The sequence below is a fragment of the Mannheimia cairinae genome, from assembly GCF_028649535.1.
GTDB lineage: Bacteria > Pseudomonadota > Gammaproteobacteria > Enterobacterales > Pasteurellaceae > Mannheimia > Mannheimia cairinae.
The window spans coordinates 67,256-89,341 of sequence record NZ_JAQSJE010000007.1; the positions used below are offsets into that span (position 1 = coordinate 67,256).

General features: G+C 38.1%; 17 protein-coding genes, 1 pseudogene and 1 riboswitch. Of the genes and pseudogenes, 9 read left to right on the plus strand and 9 right to left on the minus strand.

Annotated features, from left to right (window positions below; genetic code table 11):
* Positions 1 to 45: 45 nt before the first annotated feature.
* Positions 46 to 516, minus strand: a pseudogene (locus PTQ27_RS07205) (extracellular solute-binding protein); the annotation flags it as partial.
* Between the two features lie 578 nt (positions 517 to 1,094).
* Between PTQ27_RS07205 and PTQ27_RS07210 the strand changes: the two are divergent.
* On the plus strand, positions 1,095 to 1,379 hold the full coding sequence (locus PTQ27_RS07210; RefSeq protein ID WP_273749181.1) for a hypothetical protein: 285 nt from the start codon (positions 1,095 to 1,097) through the stop codon (positions 1,377 to 1,379).
* A 104-nt stretch (positions 1,380 to 1,483) separates the two neighbouring features.
* On the opposite strand, the gene PTQ27_RS07215 is transcribed toward PTQ27_RS07210, so the two are convergent.
* The 4 genes from PTQ27_RS07215 to PTQ27_RS07230 all read right to left on the minus strand — a co-directional run bounded on the left by PTQ27_RS07215 (position 1,484) and on the right by PTQ27_RS07230 (position 5,864).
* On the minus strand, positions 1,484 to 2,527 hold the full coding sequence (locus tag PTQ27_RS07215) for an ABC transporter substrate-binding protein (protein ID WP_273749180.1): 1,044 nt from the start codon (positions 2,525 to 2,527) through the stop codon (positions 1,484 to 1,486).
* Between the two features lie 79 nt (positions 2,528 to 2,606).
* Positions 2,607 to 2,701, minus strand: a riboswitch (TPP riboswitch).
* Between the two features lie 141 nt (positions 2,702 to 2,842).
* Positions 2,843 to 3,175, minus strand: coding sequence for a MazG-like family protein (locus PTQ27_RS07220; protein WP_273749179.1), 333 nt, complete (start codon positions 3,173 to 3,175; stop codon positions 2,843 to 2,845).
* Between the two features lie 80 nt (positions 3,176 to 3,255).
* Entirely contained in the window at positions 3,256 to 4,452 is a 1,197-nt protein-coding gene (locus tag PTQ27_RS07225; RefSeq protein ID WP_273749178.1) for a ribosomal protein uL16 3-hydroxylase, read from the minus strand.
* A 194-nt stretch (positions 4,453 to 4,646) separates the two neighbouring features.
* Positions 4,647 to 5,864: a capsule polysaccharide biogenesis protein gene (locus PTQ27_RS07230; RefSeq protein WP_273749250.1), complete on the minus strand. Its 1,218-nt coding sequence runs from the start codon at positions 5,862 to 5,864 to the stop codon at positions 4,647 to 4,649.
* A 297-nt stretch (positions 5,865 to 6,161) separates the two neighbouring features.
* Between PTQ27_RS07230 and PTQ27_RS07235 the strand changes: the two genes are divergently transcribed.
* Positions 6,162 to 6,959 (plus strand): ABC transporter permease, encoded by a 798-nt coding sequence (locus tag PTQ27_RS07235; RefSeq protein ID WP_273749177.1) that lies wholly within the window; start codon positions 6,162 to 6,164, stop codon positions 6,957 to 6,959.
* Positions 6,956 to 7,603, plus strand: coding sequence for an ABC transporter ATP-binding protein (locus PTQ27_RS07240; protein WP_273749176.1), 648 nt, complete (start codon positions 6,956 to 6,958; stop codon positions 7,601 to 7,603). Before PTQ27_RS07235 ends, PTQ27_RS07240 begins: the two co-directional genes overlap by 4 nt.
* Positions 7,604 to 7,736: 133 nt before the next feature.
* Here the strand turns inward: PTQ27_RS07240 and proS are convergent, their stop codons facing one another.
* Both proS and htpG read right to left on the minus strand, forming a co-directional pair.
* Complete coding sequence (gene proS / locus PTQ27_RS07245) at positions 7,737 to 9,452, minus strand: proline--tRNA ligase (RefSeq protein ID WP_273749175.1); 1,716 nt, start codon at positions 9,450 to 9,452, stop codon at positions 7,737 to 7,739.
* A 168-nt stretch (positions 9,453 to 9,620) separates the two neighbouring features.
* A complete protein-coding gene (gene htpG, locus PTQ27_RS07250) occupies positions 9,621 to 11,504 on the minus strand; it encodes a molecular chaperone HtpG (protein WP_273749174.1) in 1,884 nt (627 codons plus the stop codon).
* A 235-nt stretch (positions 11,505 to 11,739) separates the two neighbouring features.
* Here htpG and hsdR point away from each other — a divergent pair, with 235 nt between their 5' ends.
* The 4 genes from hsdR to PTQ27_RS07270 all read left to right on the plus strand — a co-directional run bounded on the left by hsdR (position 11,740) and on the right by PTQ27_RS07270 (position 18,974).
* Positions 11,740 to 14,100, plus strand: coding sequence for an EcoAI/FtnUII family type I restriction enzme subunit R (hsdR, locus tag PTQ27_RS07255; protein WP_273749173.1), 2,361 nt, complete (start codon positions 11,740 to 11,742; stop codon positions 14,098 to 14,100).
* A gap of 70 nt (positions 14,101 to 14,170) precedes the next feature.
* On the plus strand, positions 14,171 to 15,640 hold the full coding sequence (locus PTQ27_RS07260; RefSeq protein WP_273749172.1) for a class I SAM-dependent DNA methyltransferase: 1,470 nt from the start codon (positions 14,171 to 14,173) through the stop codon (positions 15,638 to 15,640).
* Positions 15,641 to 15,651: 11 nt separating this feature from the next.
* Positions 15,652 to 17,499, plus strand: coding sequence for an RNA/DNA-binding domain-containing protein (locus tag PTQ27_RS07265; RefSeq protein ID WP_273749171.1), 1,848 nt, complete (start codon positions 15,652 to 15,654; stop codon positions 17,497 to 17,499).
* A gap of 23 nt (positions 17,500 to 17,522) precedes the next feature.
* Positions 17,523 to 18,974 (plus strand): restriction endonuclease subunit S, encoded by a 1,452-nt coding sequence (locus PTQ27_RS07270; RefSeq protein ID WP_273771123.1) that lies wholly within the window; start codon positions 17,523 to 17,525, stop codon positions 18,972 to 18,974.
* Between the two features lie 128 nt (positions 18,975 to 19,102).
* Here PTQ27_RS07270 and PTQ27_RS07275 read toward each other — a convergent pair whose 3' ends face one another.
* Complete coding sequence (locus tag PTQ27_RS07275) at positions 19,103 to 19,906, minus strand: tyrosine-type recombinase/integrase (RefSeq protein ID WP_273749169.1); 804 nt, start codon at positions 19,904 to 19,906, stop codon at positions 19,103 to 19,105.
* A 97-nt stretch (positions 19,907 to 20,003) separates the two neighbouring features.
* Positions 20,004 to 21,308, minus strand: a complete 1,305-nt coding sequence (locus PTQ27_RS11540) for a restriction endonuclease subunit S (protein WP_353617598.1) — start codon at positions 21,306 to 21,308, stop codon at positions 20,004 to 20,006.
* Positions 21,309 to 21,388: 80 nt separating this feature from the next.
* Between PTQ27_RS11540 and PTQ27_RS07285 the strand changes: the two genes are divergently transcribed.
* Together PTQ27_RS07285 and PTQ27_RS07290 are read left to right on the plus strand one after the other, a co-directional pair.
* Positions 21,389 to 21,664: a type II toxin-antitoxin system Phd/YefM family antitoxin gene (locus PTQ27_RS07285; RefSeq protein ID WP_273749168.1), complete on the plus strand. Its 276-nt coding sequence runs from the start codon at positions 21,389 to 21,391 to the stop codon at positions 21,662 to 21,664.
* A complete protein-coding gene (locus tag PTQ27_RS07290) occupies positions 21,664 to 22,086 on the plus strand; it encodes a type II toxin-antitoxin system VapC family toxin (protein ID WP_273749167.1) in 423 nt (140 codons plus the stop codon). Before PTQ27_RS07285 ends, PTQ27_RS07290 begins: the two co-directional genes overlap by 1 nt.

The following is a 22,086-nucleotide window of genomic DNA, read 5'->3' on the forward strand; positions in this document are numbered from 1 at the left end:
TTTTTGGGGTTATTTCAGATGGTCGATCCATCACTACCACTAGTTTTAATTCTTAATAGTATCACTCCATTTTTTGATTAATCTTTGCGATTCAGTATTTGAGCCAAAGCGGTTAAAGTCAAAATCTATATACTCAATATTGTGAAATTCAGCGACTTGCGGGGCTGAACGAGCATTAATATTAGTTGGGAATTGGTAAGAGTCAGCTTCTCGCCAGTGGATTTCCTGTGCTTCTGCACTTAGAGCATAATCCACAAATAGTTTGGCAGCATCCAAATTTCTCGCACCTTTTATAATACTGACACTGCCTAGAGTATAACCATTCCCTTCACAAGCTAAGATGGTTTTAACTGGCGCACCTTTTTCTTTTTCACGGGCATAACTGTGTATAAAACTCACATCAACAGCGACTTCTCCTGTTGCAAGATGGGAAGTTGCTAAGCCACTTTTTGTATATTGGAATACGTTTTGATGCAGTTTTTTCAGATACTCAAAGGCTTTCTCTTCACCCCCGATGGCGCAAGCGTCCACGCTTGTGCCTGTTAATTCTAGTTCTGAAAGTATTTCAACCATAAGCTAAAAGCCCAAATCTACTGAGTAAAAGTTGTTTGATTTGTGCTTTGTTTTGGCGCAAGCGTCCACGCTTGTGCCTGTTAATTCTAGTTCTGAAAGTATTTCAACCATAAGCTAAAAGCCTAAATCAGCCAAGTAAAATTTGGTTTATTTGGGCTTTTGTTTTTGGCACAAGCGTGGACGCTTGCGCCATCATTTTATTTATCCACCAATTGCTATCATTACCGTGTTTCTATGGCTTATCACAAGCGGTCAAATTTTATCAATATTTTGCAAGTTTTAATGATTTTTGCGATCTTGGCCGAAAAAGTCATATTTGCTTGTGGGATGTAATTTCGATCAGGGTATTCTTATTATTAATTTTAAAATTATGAGCAGAAAATATAAATTCCACGAAAAGAGTGGTTCTTATATTGTTTTAGGGGAAATTTATTATCTTTAATTATTACTTATATTAAACTTCTATCAATAAAAATTGTCTTCTTTGTTGCAATTTTATTTTTATAAAGGAGACAATATATATGCGTTCTTTGGTATTGGGATTCTGTTTATTATTAACAGGTTGTATTGTGCCTGTTGGAACTACTGGTCAGGTTGGTGTACCTATTCCCGTTTTTATTGATACTTCAGAGCAGAGCCGTGCTGATTCTGTTTATGTTTGTACACTAAAGCCATTCACCCAAGAATATCGTAGTGAACATACAAATAGAGGGATTGCTAAGCTCAATGTACAGAAAAAATGCCAAGCAAATCATAATTCAATGTTTTGTGAAGAAAAAGAAATTGTTTGTAAAACCTATGATTAGGTGTAGCGAATATTAAAAAGGTAAGCGGTTAAATTTCCCCCGATGGCACAAGCGTCCACGCTTGCGCCATCATTTGATTTATCCGTCCATCACTATTACTAGTCTTAATTCTTAATGGTATCACTCCATTTTTTGATTAATCTTTGCGATTCAGTATTTGAGCCAAAGCGGTTAAAGTCAAAATCAATATATTTAATGTTGTGAAATTCAGCAACTTGAGGGGCTGATCGAGCATTAATATTGGTTGGGAATTGGTAAGAGTCTGCTTCTTGCCAATGGATTTCCTGTGCTTCTGCGCTTAGAGCATAATTCACAAATAATTTGGCAGCATCCAAATTTCTTGCACCTTTTATGATACTGACACTGCCTAGCGTATAACCATTTCCTTCACAAGCTAAGATGGTTTTAACCGGTGCACCTTTTTCTTTTTCACGAGCATAACTGTGTATAAAACTCACATCAACAGCGACTTCTCCTGTTGCAAGATGGGAAGTTGCTAAGCCACTTTTTGTATATTGGAATACGTTTTGATGCAGTTTTTTCAGATACTCAAAGGCTTGTTCTTCACCCCATAGCTGAATCAAGGTGCTAATAAAATTATAGCCAGTACCGGAAACTCGAGGATCTGGATACTGAATTAAATTTTTGTATTCCGGCTTAATTAAGTCAGCTAAGCATTGTGGGGCATCGATTTTCAGTTGTTCTAGCTTGGTTGTGTTTACGCCTATTGCCAAAGCCATTGAATAAATTATGGAGGTATAATCTCCCCATTGGTTTGTCAATTTTTCAAACTGAGGCTGAATTTCGTTTTGTTTGGGTGAGCGGTATTTTTCCAAAAGATTTTCACCAGCGGCTTGAATGTGCGGTTCTATTGTTCCACCATACCAAACATCGGCTTGCGGGTTGCTTTTTTCTGCTTTTATTTTCCCTAAAATAGTGCCCGTACTTTGGCGAACATATTTTGTGTCGATATTATATTTTTCGGAAAACGCTTTTGTCACTTTTTCACAGGTGCTGTTTTGAACACTACAATAAACTGTCAGCCTACCTTCAGAAGATAAGACTGGTAGTGAGCTAAAAGAGAATCCACCTGCGATAACAAGCGATAGAGCATAGTGTTTGATATAAGAGATAGAAGTTTTTTGCATTGTGCTATTCCTTATTTGATTGAGAGAATAACGCAACTAACAATGAAACAAGAAACAGCCTCAATCGGCAAATGAAGTGATTGTTGCATAGATAGTTTCCTACGTCAGTATTAACTGCATCAGGTTCAACGGGTATTTCTCAGCCTGCTATAGCAAGCACCCCGACTAAAAGAGGTTTTAGTATATGCTTGAGCAAAATAGTTGTAAAGTAGGTATAAGCAACTATTCCTACAATGGTGCAAGTATTCATACTTGCACATCGTTTTATTTATCCATTATTATCATTTTGATGTTTCTGAGGCTTATCACAAGCGGTTATTTTTTCTCGATATTTTGCAAATAGCGTGCTTCAAATTTTGTTTGGTGACGTTGGATAACATCCGCCATTGAGATGCCGTATTTATCTGCCAGAATAAATAAATTGTCTATAACATCGCCTAATTCTTCAATAAGGTTATCTCGTTTTTGTTGTTGAGAAGCTTCGGTTTCATCGGGGCGTTCTCGTCCGATCTCGATTGCTCTGACCGCACAGGCAACTTCCCCGACTTCTTCAGCTAAATAAGTCATTCTCATAAAAGGATTGCGTTCATACCAGCCTTGGTTTTGGTAAAACTCTCGCACCCACTGTTGATATTGTTCAATTTGCATTTATGTTTCCTTATTAAAATAAACAAGCGGCTGAATTTGCAAAAAAATTTACCAATTCAACCGCTTGTAGAGAGTTTTGTTTATTCTGCTTCTTCTAGCACAATCCAGCCGCTATCTAGCCAATCGCAGATGGTATCCAGCATAAGTTCTAGTTCTGCTTGATCTTGTACTTTTGAGGCTAGCTTATTCCAAGAGACAGAATCCCCATTTGCAATTCGGATAAGCAGTGCCATTTCCGCTTCATTTAATTCATCGATCCACTCGCCATTAACGTAGATTCTCGATGGCTCTTCGGTGTAGAGAATTTTGACATTGGCATCTTGTTGCAACCAGCCACCGGCTTCTAGAATTTCTTGCACTTCATCAGGGTAATACTCATTATCTGTTTGTAGTAAATCATAACGACGGCTGCTTGCAGCGGTTGCCACACTGTGAGTAAAGAGTGCGTCAAATTGTTCTGAATTTTGTAGCAGATCGATTAAATGATGCTTAAATATTTTCACCATTTTTGGATCGAGCAAGGCATTTGGTTGTTCATTAGGTGTAAGGCGGAACGGAATATGAAATTCCGATGAATTTATTGTATCTGCTTGTTGCTCAATGGTTTTGCAGATGTTTTCTAGTAAATCCGTCGCATTTGGATAACGCAAACCAAAAGAGAAGGTTAAACCTAGCTCGCTTTCAGAAACGCCATAGTGTGCCATTCGAGATGGCACATAAAGCACATCGCCCGGGTTCATTACTTCATCTAGTACAAGCTCGCCCATATCATCAAAAATACGGATAGGCTGATTGGGTTTGAATTCTGTGCTTGGGTCGCACCATTTACCCAGTTGCCAACGGCGTTGCCCGTAGCCTTGTACGAGGAATACATCATATTCATCGTAATGCTTGCCCACCGTTCCGCCGATTGGAGAGCAAGAAACCATAATATCGTCTCGTTGCCACTGTGGAATAAAGCCGAATGCTTGCCAAAGCTCGCCAAGTTCTGGCGACCATTGTTCAAGGTTCTGCACCATAACAGACCATTGTGCAGGCAAGCCTTGTAGATCTTCTTCTACAAACGGACTTGTTTTTACCGACCATTTTTCATCTTGGCATTGAATAAGGCGAGCGGTAACTTCTTCTTCCAAAGCAAGTTCCATAATATCGGCAGGCTCAAAAAGATCGACGATTTGTGGCAAACCGTTACGAATGAGTAGTGGACGTTTTTGCCAATATTCACGCAAGAATGTTTCAGGGCTAATGTTTTCAGGTAAGCAGAATGGAATGTTCATAGTAGCTCCTTACAAGACAGTTGCTTTAATAAGATGATATTCTACCTGAGAAATAAATGAAAGCTTTAAAATATTTTTTATTTCGTGATGTCGCTTAGTGTTTTAGGGAAAGATAAGGCTTTGTTTATTACAAGCGGTCATTTTTTATCATTTTTTTGCAAAACTCTCTGAAAAAATAACCGCTTGCTTTAGCGTTATTGATTATAAGGATAACGTAAAATTACTTTATTATAAAAACTGCCATTAATATGTGTTTTATGCAGATGATATTGACGATACCCTTCAAATACGGTTTTATCTGGAGGTTGGGGGTTGGACCAGAAAGTATCTAAACTTTGCTGATCCGTTAAACCTTCAAAATCATAGCTGGCTCTGCCAAGTGTTTTTACCGGCATATCGTGTAACAACCCTGAAAGACCACTAGTAGAATTTAAGGTAACCATTCCTTTTCCGTAACGAAGAAACACGGGCATCGGCACATCGTGAATATAGTATATTTTATTTTTTAAGTGAGGATATTTGGCTATATATTCATCTATAACCAAACCATAATCAATAAATCCTCTATCCATTGGATGATGCTTAATAATTAAGTTTAAATGTTTTGGTGCATTTTCAACAAAAGAATCTAACACCTTGCGTAAGAACAACTCAACACTTTTATAATCACTATGCACTTGCACTTGAGTATCATCATAAACTTGTAGTGGCACAATGAAAAATTCACCTAGCTCACCTCTTTCTACCCGTTTTGCAAAGCCACTATCATATAACCAATAACATAGCCTTTTTATGCCTGATATTGCCCACAATTTTATATAATAACTGACATTTAAAATACGATGGTGCTTATAGTTCGGATATTCTGAGAGTTTAAAATAAGCCTTGTAATAATAAGGGATAGCTTGTTTTGCCATACTTTTAAACCCTTTTGCTACTTTTTGAGGTAAGGGTTGTTCTGGTAAATGAGCATAATTAAGAAAAAATTGCTTATCTCTTGCAAGGGGAGAAAAGGCATTTACCCCCCATTTTTCTAAGGTGATGTATTCTGGCCGAAAATAGCCCTCTTCAAATGCCCAAAAGACAATGTTTAAACGTTGGCTAACTTGTTTAGCAATTTTATGATAAATTCTATTATCGCCAAAGCATAAGATGTTATCTATTTGATTTTTCTGACAAAAATCAAGTAAATAAGCCTCAAAGTTATTAACACTATCACGATAAGCAAATGTATTGTCCCGCCTGTTTGAATAAAATTGCTCATCTCCAGCATTAAAATTTAATTTAAAAACTATTTTATTGTGCGTTATTAGCCAATCGGAAAAATCAGTAAAAAAAGAACCTATAGGGCCTTGTAATAATAATATGTTATGGCTCTTTTTAATTAATTCATCTAAATAATGTTCCATTATGTCTCCCATTCAATCAGGAACTACGTATTAATACTCTATATAATTGGCTAAGCTTTCCATATTGTTTATGTAGCCAAGAACGCTTTATTCCGTCATTAGTTAATTTTTCTTTTTGTTTTTCTAATAAATTAATGGCTTGGTGAATATCAATAAATCGCCCATATATAGGGTCTATGTATAAAGGATAATAAATTAAAGTTGCAGCAATTAATTGCTCGATTGTTACTTTTTTATTGGTTTAATTTTATATGGTGTATTAAGTCTATTGATAGCAAGTATTAGAGAGCATAAAAACTAATGCGATATGGTGACAAAACAACGTTTAAACGTTCTTGTGTTATTCAAAAAAGGGTTATTCACGCATTATTGATGCGTGAGCTGATAACTCGTTATGGACGTCGTAATATTGGTTTCCTATGGCTATTTGTGGAGCCACTATTGCTTACGCTACTAATAACAATTTTTTGGAAATATCTGAGAGCTGATAAATACTCAACCTTGAACATTATTGCATTTATGATTACAGGCTATCCAATAGCAATGATGTGGCGTAATGCATCAAACCGAGCGATAGGGGCAATAAGTTCTAATTTAAGTTTGCTTTATCACAGAAATGTTCGAGTTTTAGATACAATCATTACTCGTGTGTTGTTAGAAGTTGCTGGGGCATCTATAGCACAAATTCTACTTATGGCTATCTTTATCGCAATAAATTGGATAGAGCCACCACAAGATATTTTTTATATGCTATGTGCTTGGGGGTTAATGGCATTCTTTGCTTGGGGGTTTGGTTTAATTATTTGTTCAATCTCTTATTATTTTGAGGTGTTCAGTAAAATTTGGGGAACATTAAGCTTTTTTCTCTTACCTTTATCTGGTGCATTTTTCTTTGTACATAATTTACCCCCTAAGGCTCAAGAAATTGCTCTATGGTTTCCAATGATCCACGGTACAGAAATGTTTAGAAGTGGTTATTTTGGCGAAGCGGTGACAACATATGAGAGTATAGGCTATCTTCTTGTCAGTGATCTTGTATTGCTCTTTATTGGCTTATGCCTTGTCAGAAATTTTAGTAAAGGAATTGAGCCTCAATGATAAAAGTTCAAAATGTAAGTAAGCGATACCGTACAAATAATGGTTGGCGAACCGTATTAAAAGATATTAATTTTGAACTTCAAAAAGGAGAAAAAATTGGTATTTTAGGTAGAAACGGTGCAGGTAAATCAACACTTATTCGTTTAATGAGTGGTGTGGAGCCCCCAACAACAGGTGAAATAGATCGCCAAATGTCTATCTCTTGGCCTCTTGCCTTTAGTGGAGCTTTCCAAGGTAGTTTAACAGGAATGGATAACCTTCGCTTTGTTAGCCGTATTTATGGTGCAGATTTTGACTATGTAAAATCCTTTACTGAAGAATTCTCAGAGTTAGGAGAATATCTTTACGAACCCGTAAAAAGTTACTCTTCAGGGATGAAAGCAAGACTAGCCTTTGCGTTATCACTTTCTATTGAATTTGATTGCTACTTAATTGATGAAGTTATTGCGGTTGGAGATTCCCGGTTTGCTGCAAAATGTAAGCACGAGTTATTTGAAAAACGTAAAGATCGTTCTCTTATTTTAGTTTCTCATAGCCCTGCATCAATAAAAGAGTATTGCGATTCAGCAATGGTATTAGAAGAAGGGATTATGCATAAATTTAATTCTATTGATGAGGCATATGCTTTTTATAATAAAAAATAACAAGCGGTCATATTTTTCTTTTATTTTACAAAAATAATCAGCCTCCAATTAGGCTATTTAATAATTTAAGGGCTGAGTTCTGTATTCCACAGAGCTCAGCCCTTTTAGTTTTATGATATGTAGTCAGATCAAATTACGCTTTTACATTCGCTTTTAAGAAATCTAACAAGCTATCTTTGGCGATCATCTGTTTCTCACCGTTACGGCGGTTTTTGTATTCGATTTCGCCGTTGTCTAAATTTTTCTCGCCGATGACCACCATATGCGGTATGCCAATTAGTTCCATATCAGCAAACATTACGCCCGGGCGTTCTTTACGATCATCAAAAATCACATCCACACCTTGTGCTTTTAAGGTTGCGTATAACTCTTCGGCAAAGGTTTGTACTTTTTCTGATTTGTGCATATTCATCGGCACGATTGCCACTGTAAACGGAGCGATTTCATCTCTTGGCCAGATAATACCACGCTCATCGTGGTGCTGTTCAATCGCAGCCGCCACTACACGAGTTACCCCGATACCGTAACAACCCATTGTCATTACAAGCGGTTTACCGTCTTCGCCTTGCACGGTGGCTTTCATCGCTTCTGAATATTTTGTACCTAATTGGAAAATATGCCCCACCTCGATACCACGTTTAATTTGAAGCGTGCCTTTACCGTCTGGGCTAGGGTCGCCTTCCACCACGTTACGTAAGTCGAACACTTCCGGCATTGCAACATCACGCTCCCAGTTCACGTTGAAATAGTGTTTGCCGTCAATATTTGCCCCACAGCCGAAGTCTGACATTAACGCCACAGAACGGTCGATAATCACTGGCACAGGCATATTCACAACACCGAGTGAACCAACGCCCGCCCCAATTTTCGCTTTAATTTCCGCTTCATCAGCAAATTCTAACGGGTCTGCCACTAACGGATGTTTTTGTGCTTTGATTTCGTTTAAATCGTGGTCGCCACGAATAACTAATGCCACTAACGGCTGTTCTTCCGTCGCCCCTTTTACGATTAAGGTTTTAACAGTTTTCTCAATAGCTAAACCGTGGTTTTCCACTAATTCAGCAATGGTTTTCGCATTTGGCGTATCCACTAATGCCATTTCTGCAGTTGGTGCTTGGCGTTCGCCTACTGCCATTGCTTCCGCCAATTCGATATTGGCTGCAAAATCAGATTCGCTTGAAAATACTACATCATCTTCACCGCTTGAGGCTAACACTTGGAATTCGTGTGAAGCTGAACCACCGATAGAACCAGTATCTGCCTGCACCGCACGGAAGTCTAAACCAAGACGAGTAAAAATATTGCTGTAAACTTGATACATTACATCGTAAGTTTCTTGCAAACTTTCTTTGGTGGTATGGAAAGAGTAAGCGTCTTTCATCACAAATTCACGAGAACGCATTACCCCAAAGCGAGGGCGAACTTCATCACGGAATTTGGTTTGAATTTGGTATAAATTGAGCGGAAGTTGTTTGTAAGAAGAGACTTCACGGCGAACTAAGTCAGTAATCACTTCTTCGTGAGTCGGGCCAAGCACAAAATCACGCTCGCCACGGTCTTTAAAACGCAGTAATTCAGGGCCGTAATCATTCCAACGACCTGATTCCACCCATAATTCCGCAGGTTGAACCACTGGCATTAACACCTCGATTGCCCCACCTTTGTTCATCTCTTCACGAATAATATTTTCGACTTTTTTCAACACTTTAATCCCTGTCGGCAACCAATTATATAGACCTGATGCCATCGGGCGAATCATACCAGCACGTAACATTAACTGATGGCTAACCACCTGTGCATCGTTTGGCGTTTCTTTAAGAGTTGAAAATAAATACTGACTTGTACGCATTGTTGTTCCTATTTGCTAATTCGGTTAGTTTCTTGAAAATCTGTTTATTTTAAAACAAAGCGGTCAAATTTTCAGGAAATTTTGCAAAATCCCCTAAAAAAATAACCGCTTGTGATTTTCAGACTAACAGTAAACTTTGGTTTAGTTACTCATTATTCAGGAATGGTATTACCCCAACAACTTATTCATTCGTTTAATAAAGGCAGTTGGGTTTTCGAGCGTGCCTTGTTCAGCAAGTAATGCTTGCTCAAACAGTAGTTCAATCCATTCGTTAAACTCAGATTCTTCGGCAATATCGGCAACCTTTTTAATCATTGCGTGATCAGGGTTTAGCTCAAAAGTGTATTTCACTTCTGGTGCTTGTTGCCCCATTGCGGCGAATAGTTTTGCCATTTGGGTGGTCATTTCATCGCTGTCGGTTGAAACAACTGCTGGCGTGTCAGTTAAACGGTGGGTTAAAACCACGTTTTTAACACGGTCGCCGAAGTAGGTTTTCGCACGTTCTAAGAATGAACCAAATTCTGCCTGTTGAGCTTTTTCGCTCTCTTCATCGGCTTTGTCAGCAAGATCTCCTAAATCCAAATCTGATTTGGTAATACTTTGCAACGGTTTGCCGTCAAATTCGGTTAAATGCCCGAGTAACCATTCATCAATGCGGTCTGAAAGCAATAAGACTTCAATCCCTTTCTTCGCAAAAAGCTCTAAATGCGGGCTGTTTTTTGCCGCTTGGTAGCTATCTGCCGTGAGGTAATAAATCGCTTTCTGCCCCTCTTTCATTCTTGCAATATAATCGGCAAAACCGACCGCTTGTTCGCTGTCATCACGCTCTGTTGAGGCAAAACGCAACAAGCCTGCCACTTGCTGTTTATTGGTGGCATCTTCGCCCACACCTTCTTTCAACACAACGCCGAACGCATTCCAGAATTGTGCGTATTTTTCCGCATCGTCTTTCGCTAATTTTTCTAATAATTGTAATGCTCGTTTAGTCAGAGCAGAACGTAGCGATTGAGTAACTCGGTTTTCTTGCAGAATTTCACGGCTGACATTCAGCGGTAAATCGTTAGTGTCTAGCAAACCACGCATAAAACGCAGGTAGTTCGGCATAAAGACTTCCGCATCGTCCATAATAAATACACGCTGCACATAAAGTTTTAAACCGTGTTTTTGCTCACGTTGGAACAGATCCCAAGGGGCTTTGCTCGGCACATAAAGCAAGCTGGTGTACTCTTGTTTACCTTCCACTTTATTATGCGACCACACTAATGGATCGGCAAAATCATGGCTGATATGTTTGTAAAATTCTTTATATTCTTCGTCAGAAATTTCGTTCTTACTACGTGTCCACAAGGCTTGGGCTTTGTTGATTTTTTCCCATTTTGTGCCGGTTTCTTTGCCTTCGTCATCGTATTCTTTAGTTTGAATTTCGACGCTTAACGCAATATGGTCAGAATATTTACCGATAATTTCACGCAAACGCCATTCGTTTAAAAAGGCTTTTTCTTCTTCACGCAAGTGCAGGGTAATTTCGGTACCACGCTCCGCTTTATGCAGATCGGACACCGTATATTCGCCCTCGCCTGATGATTCCCAAAGCACGCCGTTTTCTGCACTTTCGCCTGCGGCACGAGTTTTTACCGTTACTTTATCCGCCACAATAAAGGCAGAATAAAAGCCGACCCCGAATTGCCCGATAAGTTGGCTATCTTTAGCTTGGTCTGAACCTAACGTACTTAAAAACTCTTTCGTACCCGATTTAGCGATAGTCCCCAAATGGTCGATAACCTGCTCACGAGTCATCCCGATTCCATTATCACTAATGGTAATAGTACCTAGGGTTTCATTGATAGACACACGCACACGTAAATCACCATCGCCTTCATATAAAGCAGGCTCAGAAAGTGCTTTAAAACGTAGCTTATCCGCCGCATCAGACGCATTTGAAATCAATTCACGCAAGAAAATTTCTTTATTTGAATAAAGGGAGTGAATCATCAACTGCAAAAGTTGTTTGACTTCCGACTGAAAACCTCGAGTTTCTTGATTTGTTGCCATTTTGAGTTCCTTTTACTATTCTTTTTCATAAAAACGTTGAAATAAATGGGGCAAGCGGTTGAATTTTCAAGAGAATTTGCAAAAATTTTATGAAAAATGACCGCTTGTTTCACCTTAATTTGATCACTCAAAGCAAAATCCGCCAAATTCGTTGGAAACGATACTTTCGCTATTTTAATTTCCCTAAAAATATTTGCTATAATCTGCCGATAATTTACGCTTATCGGAAGGAAAAATGTTTAGCATAGATGAAATGAGAAAAATGAGCGAAGCTGACATTCGCACCAAATTCATTACGCCTGCGATTAAAAATGCCGGCTGGTCGGATCGTCAAATGAGCGAAGAATTTTCTTTTAAAGCTCAAAAAAAACTGACCGATGGGCAAATTATTGTCGAACCTAAGACAACAAAAGTCTCTCGCCAAACACCTAAGCGTGCCGACTATCTACTTTACCATTCCGCCGATATCAATCTCGCCATTGTCGAAGCCAAAGATTATAAACACACCCCGAGAGATGGCTTGCAACAAGCAATGGATTACGCTCGTTTGTTGGATATTCCCTTTGCTTACAGCTCTAACGGCGATAAATTTGTAGAACACGATTTTCTCACTGGTGTGCAACGAGAACTTTCGATGGAACAGTTCCCAACACCTGATGAGCTTTACCAACGCTGGTCAAAACAATATAGCCCTGAAGAGCTAAAAATTATTCAGCAACCTTATTACACCAGCGTTTCCGACAATTTCAAAGAACCTCGCTATTATCAAAAAGTTGCCATTGACCGTACTGTAAAAGCCGTTGCAAAAGGGCAACAGCGTATTTTATTGGTAATGGCGACCGGCACAGGAAAAACCTACACAGCTTTTCAAATTATTCACCGCTTACGAGCGTCCGGTGTGAAGAAAAAAGTGCTGTTTTTGGCAGATCGTAACGTCTTGGTTGATCAACCAATGGCCCAAGATTTCAAGCCGTTTAAAGACAAAATGGTGAAAGTCAGCAATAAAAAGCTGGATAGTGCATACGAGGTGTATTTAGCGTTATATCAACAGCTTGACGGCGAAACGGAGCACGAACTGTTTAAACAATTCCAACCGTCATTCTTTGATTTAATCATCATCGACGAATGTCATCGTGGCAGTGCGAAAGAAGACTCGAACTGGCGTTCGATTTTAGAATACTTTTCTGATGCAACCCACATCGGTATGACGGCAACCCCGAAAGAAACCGCCGATGCGAGTAATATTACTTACTTTGGCGAACCGATTTACACTTACAGCTTAAAACAAGGCATTGAAGACGGCTTTCTCGCCCCTTATCGTGTGGTGCGGGTAGATTTAGACTGTGATTTGCGTGGCTGGCGACCATTGAAAGGTCAGAAAGATAAAGACGGCAATGAAATCGAAGACCGTGAATATACCGTCAAAGATTTTGATTACAACATCATTCTTGATGACCGCACTCGCCTAGTGGCAGAACGCATTACCGAATTTTTGAAGAAAACCAACCGCTTGGATAAAACCATCGTTTTCTGTGCCAACATCAACCATGCTCAACGAATGGTGGCGGAATTAGCTCGCTTAAATGCGGATATGATGCAGAAAAACGCAAAATATGTCACTCAAATCACTGGCGATCAAAGCGGCAAAACCGCCGATTTAGAAACATTTTGTGATGTGCATAACGAAGAAAAAGATTACCCAGTGATTGCCGTTACATCAAAATTGATGACCACCGGCGTGGACAGTAAAACCTGCAAACTTGTGGTACTTGATGCTAACATTCAATCAATGACCGAGTTCAAGCAAATTATCGGGCGTGGCACTCGCTTACGCACCGACGCCGGTAAAGAGTTTTTCACCATTTTAGATTTTCGAGGCGTAACCCGATTATTTGCCGATCCGAGTTTTGATGGCGAACCGGTGGTGATTTTAGATGTACCGGAAGATAAACCTTTTGATGATCAGAAAAACGATGAAAACACCGACCGCACTTCGGGCGATGATTCAGTAAAAGAACCAATCCCTGAATACAAACCAATCGTTGTCGTTGAAGCCGGTTCAATAAAATTACGCATTCTTGATGAAAAAGTACAATATCTTAACGAACAAGGCGAATTGGTTTCTGAAGATATTGATATTTTCTCCAAACGTGAAATTCAAAAAGAGTTCGCCAATTACGAGCAATTCCAACATCAATGGCTTGCAAGCGGTGACATTTTCTCGAAATTTTACACCGACCCAAAATGGCTCTCAGCGTTACGCAAAAAACAAGCATTGTCAGAAGAATTTGATGATTTAGATGTTATCGCCTCGGTCGGCTTTGGCAAAAAACCGTTAACTAAAATTGAACGTGTTGAGAAAGTCAAACAGAGCCAATATCTATCCGAATTTCCAACTGAAAACCAACAGGTTTTAGGACTGTTGCTCGATGAATATGTCAAATCGGGTACCAAAGAACTCTCCAAAACCGAATTGCTACAAACGCCAAAATTCCGAACATTCGGCGGTTTGCTCCCTATTTTAAATAAATTTGGTGGCAAAGAACTTTATCGTAAAGCGGTAAAAGGACTGGAAAAAATCATTTATTCGGAGTAACAAGCGGTTAAATTTTAGCAAAACTTTGCAAAGTGCCAATCGTGCTTAAAAGACTTAAACAAGGAACAAAATGAGCCTAAATAATTTAGTAAAACGCTTACAAGATGTCATGCGTAACGATGCTGGGATCAACGGCGATGCCCAACGTATTGAACAAATCGTATGGATTTTATTTCTGAAAATCTACGATGCAAAAGAGCAAGAATGGGAGCTGATTAACGATAATTACCGTTCGATTCTGCCTAATTTTCTTCGTTGGGCAAATTGGGCGAAAGATAACAAAGACGGTAAAGCGATGACAGGCGATGAACTGCTCTCTTTCGTCAATAATGATCTTTTCCCAGCTTTGAAAAATCTACCGATTACCGCTGAAACCCCAATGAATCAGCGTATTATTCGTGCCGCTTTTGAAGATAACAACAACTATATGAAAAACGGCGTACTGCTTCGCCAAGTGATTAACATTATTGATGAAATCAATTTCGAGCAGTATCAAGAACGCCACGCCTTTGGCGATATTTACGAAAATATCCTAAAAAGCCTACAAAGTGCGGGCAATGCAGGCGAATTTTATACGCCACGAGCCGTTACCGATTTTATGGTCAAAATGATCAAGCCAAAACTGGGGGAACGTATTGCTGATTTTGCCTGCGGTACAGGTGGTTTTTTAACTTCTGCTTTGAAAGAATTAGAGCAACAAATTTCTTCGGTTTCCGACCGCACTTTATTCAATAATTCGGTTTACGGTATTGAGAAAAAAGCCTTACCGCACCTGCTTTGTGTGACAAATTTATTGTTACACGACATCGACAATCCGAATGTCCACCACGACAACGCCCTTGAAAAATCAGTGAAAGATTACACCGAAAAAGACAAGTTTGACGTTATTTTAATGAACCCACCTTACGGCGGTTCGGAAATCGAACAAATTAAAACCAACTTCCCTGCGGCATTGCGTTCAAGTGAAACGGCAGACTTGTTTATGTCGGTGATTATGTATCGTTTGAAGAAAAACGGACGTGTCGCCATCGTACTGCCTGACGGTTTCCTATTCGGTACCGACAACGCCAAAATGGCAATCAAGAAAAAGCTACTGGAAGAAATGAACCTACATACCGTGATTCGCTTGCCGCATAGTGTGTTTGCCCCTTATACGTCGATTACCACCAACATTCTCTTTTTCGACAATACGAAACCGACGGAAAAAACCTGGTTCTACCGCCTTGATATGCCGAAAGGCTACAAAAATTTCTCGAAAACCAAACCGATGAAATTAGAGCATTTCAATGAAGTAATGGAATGGTGGGAAAATCGCCAAGCGATTGAAATCGACGGATTCGACAAAGCCCGTTGTTACAACGTGCAAGAGCTAATAGACCGCCAATTCAACATCGACTTATGCGGTTTTCCGCACGAAGAAGAGGAAATTTTGCCGCCCGATGAGTTAATTGCAAATTACCAACAAAAACGCACCGCTTTAAATGCTGATATTGACCGCATTTTGAGTGAAATTACAGGGATTTTGGGGATTAAGTTGTAACAGGAGAGCAAATGCTGACTTGGAAAGAGATTAAAGAGATGATTGCAAATCAGCAATTTATCCGAGAAAAATCAGAAATAGAATACAAAGAAGCTAAAAATAGTGTACCAAAAGATCTTTGGCATACTTACTCTGCTTTTGCCAATAGTAATGGCGGATTTATTCTATTAGGCGTAAAAGAAAATGAACAAGGATATACTCCTGAATTGCTTATCTCGGGTGTCAATAATCCTGAAAAAGTGATCGATGAATTATTCTCGCAATCTCGTAGTGAAAAAGTCAGCAAATCATTATTAAATGACAATGATGTAAAACCTTTCCAAATTGAAGATAAAACCGTGATTGCAATTTATGTGAAAGCCGCCGATATTTTAGATCGTCCTATTCATTTAAATGGCGATTATCGGCTTTCTTATGTTCGCCTAAATTCAGGCGATCATAAGCTCACATCCTCCGAACTTCGTTCTTTCATTTCAAGTTATAGTCAAAAAGATGCTGATGGGCGAATTGTACCTTACGCTTCTATTGATGATATTAGTTTAAGCACACTTGATAAATACAGAAACCTCTTAAAAGCCCATAACAGCACCTCAAAATTACTTACGCTATCGGACGAGAAATTGTTGCAAGAAATAGGGGCTTACAAAAAAGATTTGGCACAAAATAGTGAAGGTATTACCAATGCTGGTTTATTGATGTTTGGAAAAAACTACGCTATTACCAGCGTATTTCCCCATTTCTTTTTTGAGTATTACGAAGAAGACGATGATATAAAACGCTATACATTGCGAATCACCGATTTTGATCTGGAAGAAGGCAATCTATTTGAATTTTATCTAAAAGTAGTTCCGCTTATTCAAGAACTTGGAAAAGATAAGCACTTCAAATTAGACAATCTTACACGCACCGAGGAAAACGAAATTACCGATGGACTGCGAGAAGCATTCATCAACGCAATCACGCACGCAGACTACTTTAATAATACTCGCCATTTAAAAGTGATTAAGACCAAAGATAACAAATTGATTTTTGAAAATGCGGGGGTAATGCTAATCGATATTCCAACAGCGATTGCCGGACAACGCTCGGAATGCCGTAATTCTATTATTCATAATCTATTCCGACGTTTAGGATTATGCGAGCGACAAGGGCAAGGCGTGCGAGATATTTATTCCTATTGGCAAAGCCGAAATTTCAATTCTCCGCTTTTGGAAAGTGAAATTGATTACACAAAACTTACCCTAACCTTTCAATTAGGAGCTATTGCCAATTTTGAGGAAAAATTCACCGCTTGTTTTGGTGAAAAATTTTCCAACTTACAGCCTATTCAAAAAGACTGCCTGCTATTTATCGCTTTCAATCAAGGCAAGGCAATGTTTGCGGAATTAGCACAAAAAATGCCTCAATATCCACGCAGACATATCACTTTAGCCTTGGCAAGGCTCAAAGAAAAGGGTTTGTTGACCAGTTCAGGGAGTCCGAGAAAACAGCTCTATACTCTAGTCGGCTTAGAGCAGATAATCACTGAGAAATCACAAGATGATTATTTTAGTCAATCTTGCATTCAACTTGATAAAGCTAGTAAAGACAAGCAAAGCGTAGCCCCCGAAGAAAAGCAAACTGAAGAAAGCGACGTCTTTACCCCAGAAGAAAACTGTCAAATTACCCCCGAAGTAACTCGTTTACTTTCCGTATTGCTTGAACCAATGAAAAGTAAAGACATTATGAAAAAACTCGGGTTAAAAGATGACAAACATTTCCGTATGCAATATTTAAAACCAGCCTTAGCTTTTGGCGTAGTTGAAATGTTATACCCCGAAAATCCTAAACATCGTAATCAAAAATATTTTAAGAAGTAATCCCGATTGAATTGAGAACAAAAATGAACGCCCAACAATTAAAAAGCAGCATTTTACAACTGGCTATTTCCGGCAAGCTTGTACCGCAAGATCCGAATGACGAGCCAGCTAGCGAACTCCTTTGCAAAATTCGAGCAGAAAAAGACCGCTTGATTGCCGAAGGAAAAATAAAAAAAAGCAAAAAATCTACCGATAAAGCCCCTTATACCGCTATCGAATCGACTTTTGAGATTCCTAAAAGTTGGGAGTGGGTGAGGCTTGATGAAATCACATCAAAAATTACAGATGGCTCTCACAATCCACCACCCAATAATTTATCTGGAATTCCTATTTTAAGTGCTGCTAATATTTTTAATCACGAAATTCAATTCTCATCAGCATCACGCTGGGTGTCTATTGAACAATGGGAAATAGAGAATCAAAGAACCGAAATTCAATTGAATGATGTTTTGCTTACAATTGTCGGAACAATTGGGCGAACTGCTATTGTAAAATCAAATGCAAAATTTGCTTTGCAACGAAGTATTGCTGTTTTAAAGCCTATTCTGGTTAATTCTGAATATATTAGTTACGCTCTTCAATCTGCTTTTTTGCTAGATTTAATGGTATCAAATAGTAAAGGGACTGCACAAAAAGGTATTTATTTAAATACACTAAAAGAATTAATTTTTCCTCTCCCTCCAATTAACGAACAGCACCGAATCGTCGCTAAAGTCGAAGAACTGCTACCTTTTATTGAACAATACGACAAACAGGAGCAAACCTTAAAAACGCTGAATAAAAACTTCCCCGAACAGCTAAAAAAATCGATTTTACAGGCAGCGATTCAAGGCAAATTAACGGAACAATTACCGACCGATGAACCTGCCGGCGAGCTGTTAAAACGCATTGAAGCGGAAAAAATGCGATTGATTTCCGAAGGAAAATTGAAAAAGCCGCGAGTTCGTGATAATTCACAGAATGAGAAGTTCGATCCGCCGTTCGAGATTCCTCAGGGGTGGGAGTGGGTTAGGCTTGGTGAATTAATTGAATTGATTTCAGGTCAAGATTTAACACCTGAATACTATTCAAAAGAAGAAATTGGAATTCCATATATTACAGGTGCAAGTAATTTTATAAATAACAAACTAGAAATTAATCGCTATACAAATAGAGCATCAAAAATAGCAAATAAAGGAGATTTACTGATTACTTGCAAAGGTACTATTGGCGAAATGCTTTTCTTAGAACAAGATAAAGTTCATATTGCTAGACAAATTATGGCAATAAAAACATATCCTTATCTAAATAAATATTTCTTAAAGTTTTATCTTCATAACTATATCGATAAATTAAAAAGTGTAGCTAAAAGTATGATACCTGGAATTTCAAGAAATGATATTTTGGATATTTTATTCCCCCTACCCCCATTCGAAGAACAAAAACGCATAGTAAAGAAAGTGGAATTGCTTTTATCACAAATAGAGCGTTTATAAGGGCATATGATATATCCCCACGGACGTACGTAGATGTAGGTCGGCCATTTATGCCCGATAATCCATCATCATTTGAATAATGTTGGGCATAAATGCCCAACCTACAACTGTCAAAGTTTATTGAAAATTTACCAATCAATAATTTTATTCACAATAGCCTGCTGTTCTGTGCTGGTACGCCGTAAATAAATTCGGGTAGTTTCAATACTTTCGTGTCCCATTAAATCAGCCAAAAAAGCAATATCACTAAACCGTTCTAAAAAACTTTTAGCAAATCGATGACGAAATGAATGCGGATATATCACTTTAGGATCTAATTTATATTTTTTTGCCAATACTTTTAATTGTGATGAAATTCCCCTTGTGGTAATTATTTCTCCATATTTATTTAGAAAAATAAATCCGTGTTGGCAATTTCTCTGTTTTAACCAAGCTAAACATTCTTGTTGTAATCTTTCGGGAATATAAATACGACGTAATTTACCGCCTTTGGAATAAAGGTCTAAAAAACCACGCTGAATATGCTCCGCTTTGAGTTGAATTAACTCGCTAACCCTTGCCCCTGTTGCTGCCATAAAACGAATGACAAAATACCAATAGAGATTATTGTCAGCTTTTAAGCGTTTCTTAAAATATTCATAATCTGCTTCACTAATGACATTTTCTAAAAAAGGCTTTTGTTGCACTTTAACAAAACATAATTTCCATTTCTCTTTTTTAATAAATTCCAAATAACAATTTATTGCACGTAATCTTAAATTCACAGTTTGCGGTTTGAAATGGTCTATTAAATAAATTTTATAGGATTTTAGGTTCGATTTATTCATTTCATCAAATAAAGAATAAAACTGCTTAATAGAAAATAAATACGCTGAAATGGTATTTTTAGCAAGGTTGGATTGTTTAAGATGTTTTTCGTAAGATAAGATCATACTGATTTCCTTTTGTGTGTTGAAAATCAGTATTGTAGGTCGGGCATAAATGCCCGACCTACATCTACGTGCGTCCGTGGGCGTATATTATATGCTCTTATAAACGCTCTATTTGCGATAAAAGCAATTCCACTTTTTCTACTATGCGTTTTTGTTCTTCGAGTGGGGGAAGGGGAATAAATGTTTCATCAATAATATCTCTATTGATTGCTTTAAAGGTACTCCCAGTGGACAAACTTTCATAATAATTTTGATAACAACGTAATAAATAAAATAAAAATTTATAATCAAGTATAATTGGATTTATTGCAGCAAGCCCTCGTCCGATACATAATACTCTATTTGTTAGATTTACAATACCAACTGGAGCCCTTACACATAATAAAATGCTATTCTTTTCTGCAATTTTTGAAGATTGAGAACAATAAAGACTAGACTTAGAAATATATTTTTCAGTAAAGAAACTTTTTCCTTGATGAAATTCAATTCCGATATTTCCAATATATTTATTGTCTGGAGATTGCCCCATTGTAATAACAGACACATCAGCCAACCTAACCCACTCCCACCCCTGTGGAATCTTGAACGGTGGCTCGAACTTCTCATTCTGTGAATTATCACGAACTCGCGGCTTTTTCAATTTCCCTTCGGAAATCAACCGCACTTTTTCCGCTTCAATGCGTTTTAACAGCTCACTGGCAGATTCATCGGTCGGTAATCGCTCCGTTAATTTGCCTTGAATCGCTGCCTGTAAGATCGATTTTTTTAGCTGTTCGGAGAAGTTTTTATTCAGTGTTTTTAAGGCTTGTTCCTGTTTGTCGTATTGTTCGATAAAAGGCAAAAGCTCTTCAATTTTAGCGACGATTCGGTGTTGTTCGTTGAGTGGGGGGATAGGTACTAAAAAATTATATAATTTCTCATCATTAATTGCAGGATAAGCTACCCCCACCATTTCTTGATTCACAAAATCAGTAAAGGGTGGACTTAACAAATAATAGAAAAGATATTTATTATAAAAATCAGTAAATACATTCATTACAGCAAAAGCCGTACTAGCAATAGGTTCATATTTGAATGTGTTATCAATGATACAGATATTTTGCAAATATGGTCTTACTGTTGAATATAAAATACTTCCATTTTGGATTAGTTTTCTTGCCCGAGAAGGTGCATTTTTTGCTTCAATAAAATTTTCTGTATTTTCTAATTTATGTTTTTTATTATCAATTAACCCAACATCAATATAGCAAAATTTCTCAGTTGGTGTTTTCTGTCCTAAATTAAAGACAATATCAGATAACTTCACCCACTCCCAACTTTCAGGAATATCAAAAGGCGGTTCGATAGCGGTATAAGGGGCTTTATCTGTAGTGAAAATTAAAAAGATCTGGCTATTCTCTATTGTATATCAAAGCATCTCTTGAAAAACCTCCTACATTTACTAAAATACACTCAACTTTTCACTACATTTTGGAGATTATTATGGCTATTACCATCACTTCAAGAGAATTTAACCAAAATGCCAGCAAAGTGTTGAAAATGGCGGAAAAAGAGCCGGTTTTTATCACCAAATGGGGTAAAATTGTGAGTGTGGTGTCGAGTTATGTGGATTATAAACAGCAAACCAAGCCACAAACATTAGCAGATATATTTGCCTCGCCTTCTGTTGAAGAAGATGAAGTCGATATGGCGGATTTTGAGCAAATTTTACGAGATATTCGTAAAAATTCTAAATGTAGAACGGTGGATTTTGACTAATGTATTTGCTCGACACCAATATTATTTCCGAACTGCGTAAAGCAGGAAAAGGCAGAGCCGATTCAAACGTAATGCGTTGGTTTCAGCAAGTTGAGTTGAATAACTGCTATCTTTGTAGCACTGTTATCAGTGAAGTTAGAATCGGTATTCTAGCGAAAAAACAGCGAGATTTAGCCCAATACTATATTCTAAATGATTGGTTTGAAAATCAGTTATTAAAACAGTTTTCAGCACGTATTTTGCCGTTTGATTTAGCAGCCGCCATTATCTGTGCAGAATTTCATATTCCGGATAGAAGCCCGATCAATGATGCCTATATTGCAGCTATTGCTAAGGCAAATGACCTGATTTTAGTTACTCGTAATACCAAAGACTTCGCCCGTTGCGATGTGCGTCTATTCAACCCTTTTGAACCGAATTAA

What these genes read in the sequence shown, in the direction of transcription:
- PTQ27_RS07275 (WP_273749169.1), bottom strand. Translation starts at nt 19,906, where the DNA reads ATGATCTTATCTTACGAAAAACATCTTAAACAATCCAACCTTGCTAAA.
- PTQ27_RS07210 (WP_273749181.1), top strand. Translation starts at nt 1,095, where the DNA reads ATGCGTTCTTTGGTATTGGGATTCTGTTTATTATTAACAGGTTGTATT.
- PTQ27_RS07270 (WP_273771123.1), top strand. Translation starts at nt 17,523, where the DNA reads ATGAACGCCCAACAATTAAAAAGCAGCATTTTACAACTGGCTATTTCC.
- PTQ27_RS07265 (WP_273749171.1), top strand. Translation starts at nt 15,652, where the DNA reads ATGCTGACTTGGAAAGAGATTAAAGAGATGATTGCAAATCAGCAATTT.
- PTQ27_RS07235 (WP_273749177.1), top strand. Translation starts at nt 6,162, where the DNA reads ATGCGATATGGTGACAAAACAACGTTTAAACGTTCTTGTGTTATTCAA.
- hsdR (WP_273749173.1), top strand. Translation starts at nt 11,740, where the DNA reads ATGTTTAGCATAGATGAAATGAGAAAAATGAGCGAAGCTGACATTCGC.
- htpG (WP_273749174.1), bottom strand. Translation starts at nt 11,504, where the DNA reads ATGGCAACAAATCAAGAAACTCGAGGTTTTCAGTCGGAAGTCAAACAA.
- PTQ27_RS07220 (WP_273749179.1), bottom strand. Translation starts at nt 3,175, where the DNA reads ATGCAAATTGAACAATATCAACAGTGGGTGCGAGAGTTTTACCAAAAC.
- proS (WP_273749175.1), bottom strand. Translation starts at nt 9,452, where the DNA reads ATGCGTACAAGTCAGTATTTATTTTCAACTCTTAAAGAAACGCCAAAC.
- PTQ27_RS07285 (WP_273749168.1), top strand. Translation starts at nt 21,389, where the DNA reads ATGGCTATTACCATCACTTCAAGAGAATTTAACCAAAATGCCAGCAAA.
- PTQ27_RS07290 (WP_273749167.1), top strand. Translation starts at nt 21,664, where the DNA reads ATGTATTTGCTCGACACCAATATTATTTCCGAACTGCGTAAAGCAGGA.
- PTQ27_RS07215 (WP_273749180.1), bottom strand. Translation starts at nt 2,527, where the DNA reads ATGCAAAAAACTTCTATCTCTTATATCAAACACTATGCTCTATCGCTT.
- PTQ27_RS07240 (WP_273749176.1), top strand. Translation starts at nt 6,956, where the DNA reads ATGATAAAAGTTCAAAATGTAAGTAAGCGATACCGTACAAATAATGGT.
- PTQ27_RS07260 (WP_273749172.1), top strand. Translation starts at nt 14,171, where the DNA reads ATGAGCCTAAATAATTTAGTAAAACGCTTACAAGATGTCATGCGTAAC.
- PTQ27_RS07225 (WP_273749178.1), bottom strand. Translation starts at nt 4,452, where the DNA reads ATGAACATTCCATTCTGCTTACCTGAAAACATTAGCCCTGAAACATTC.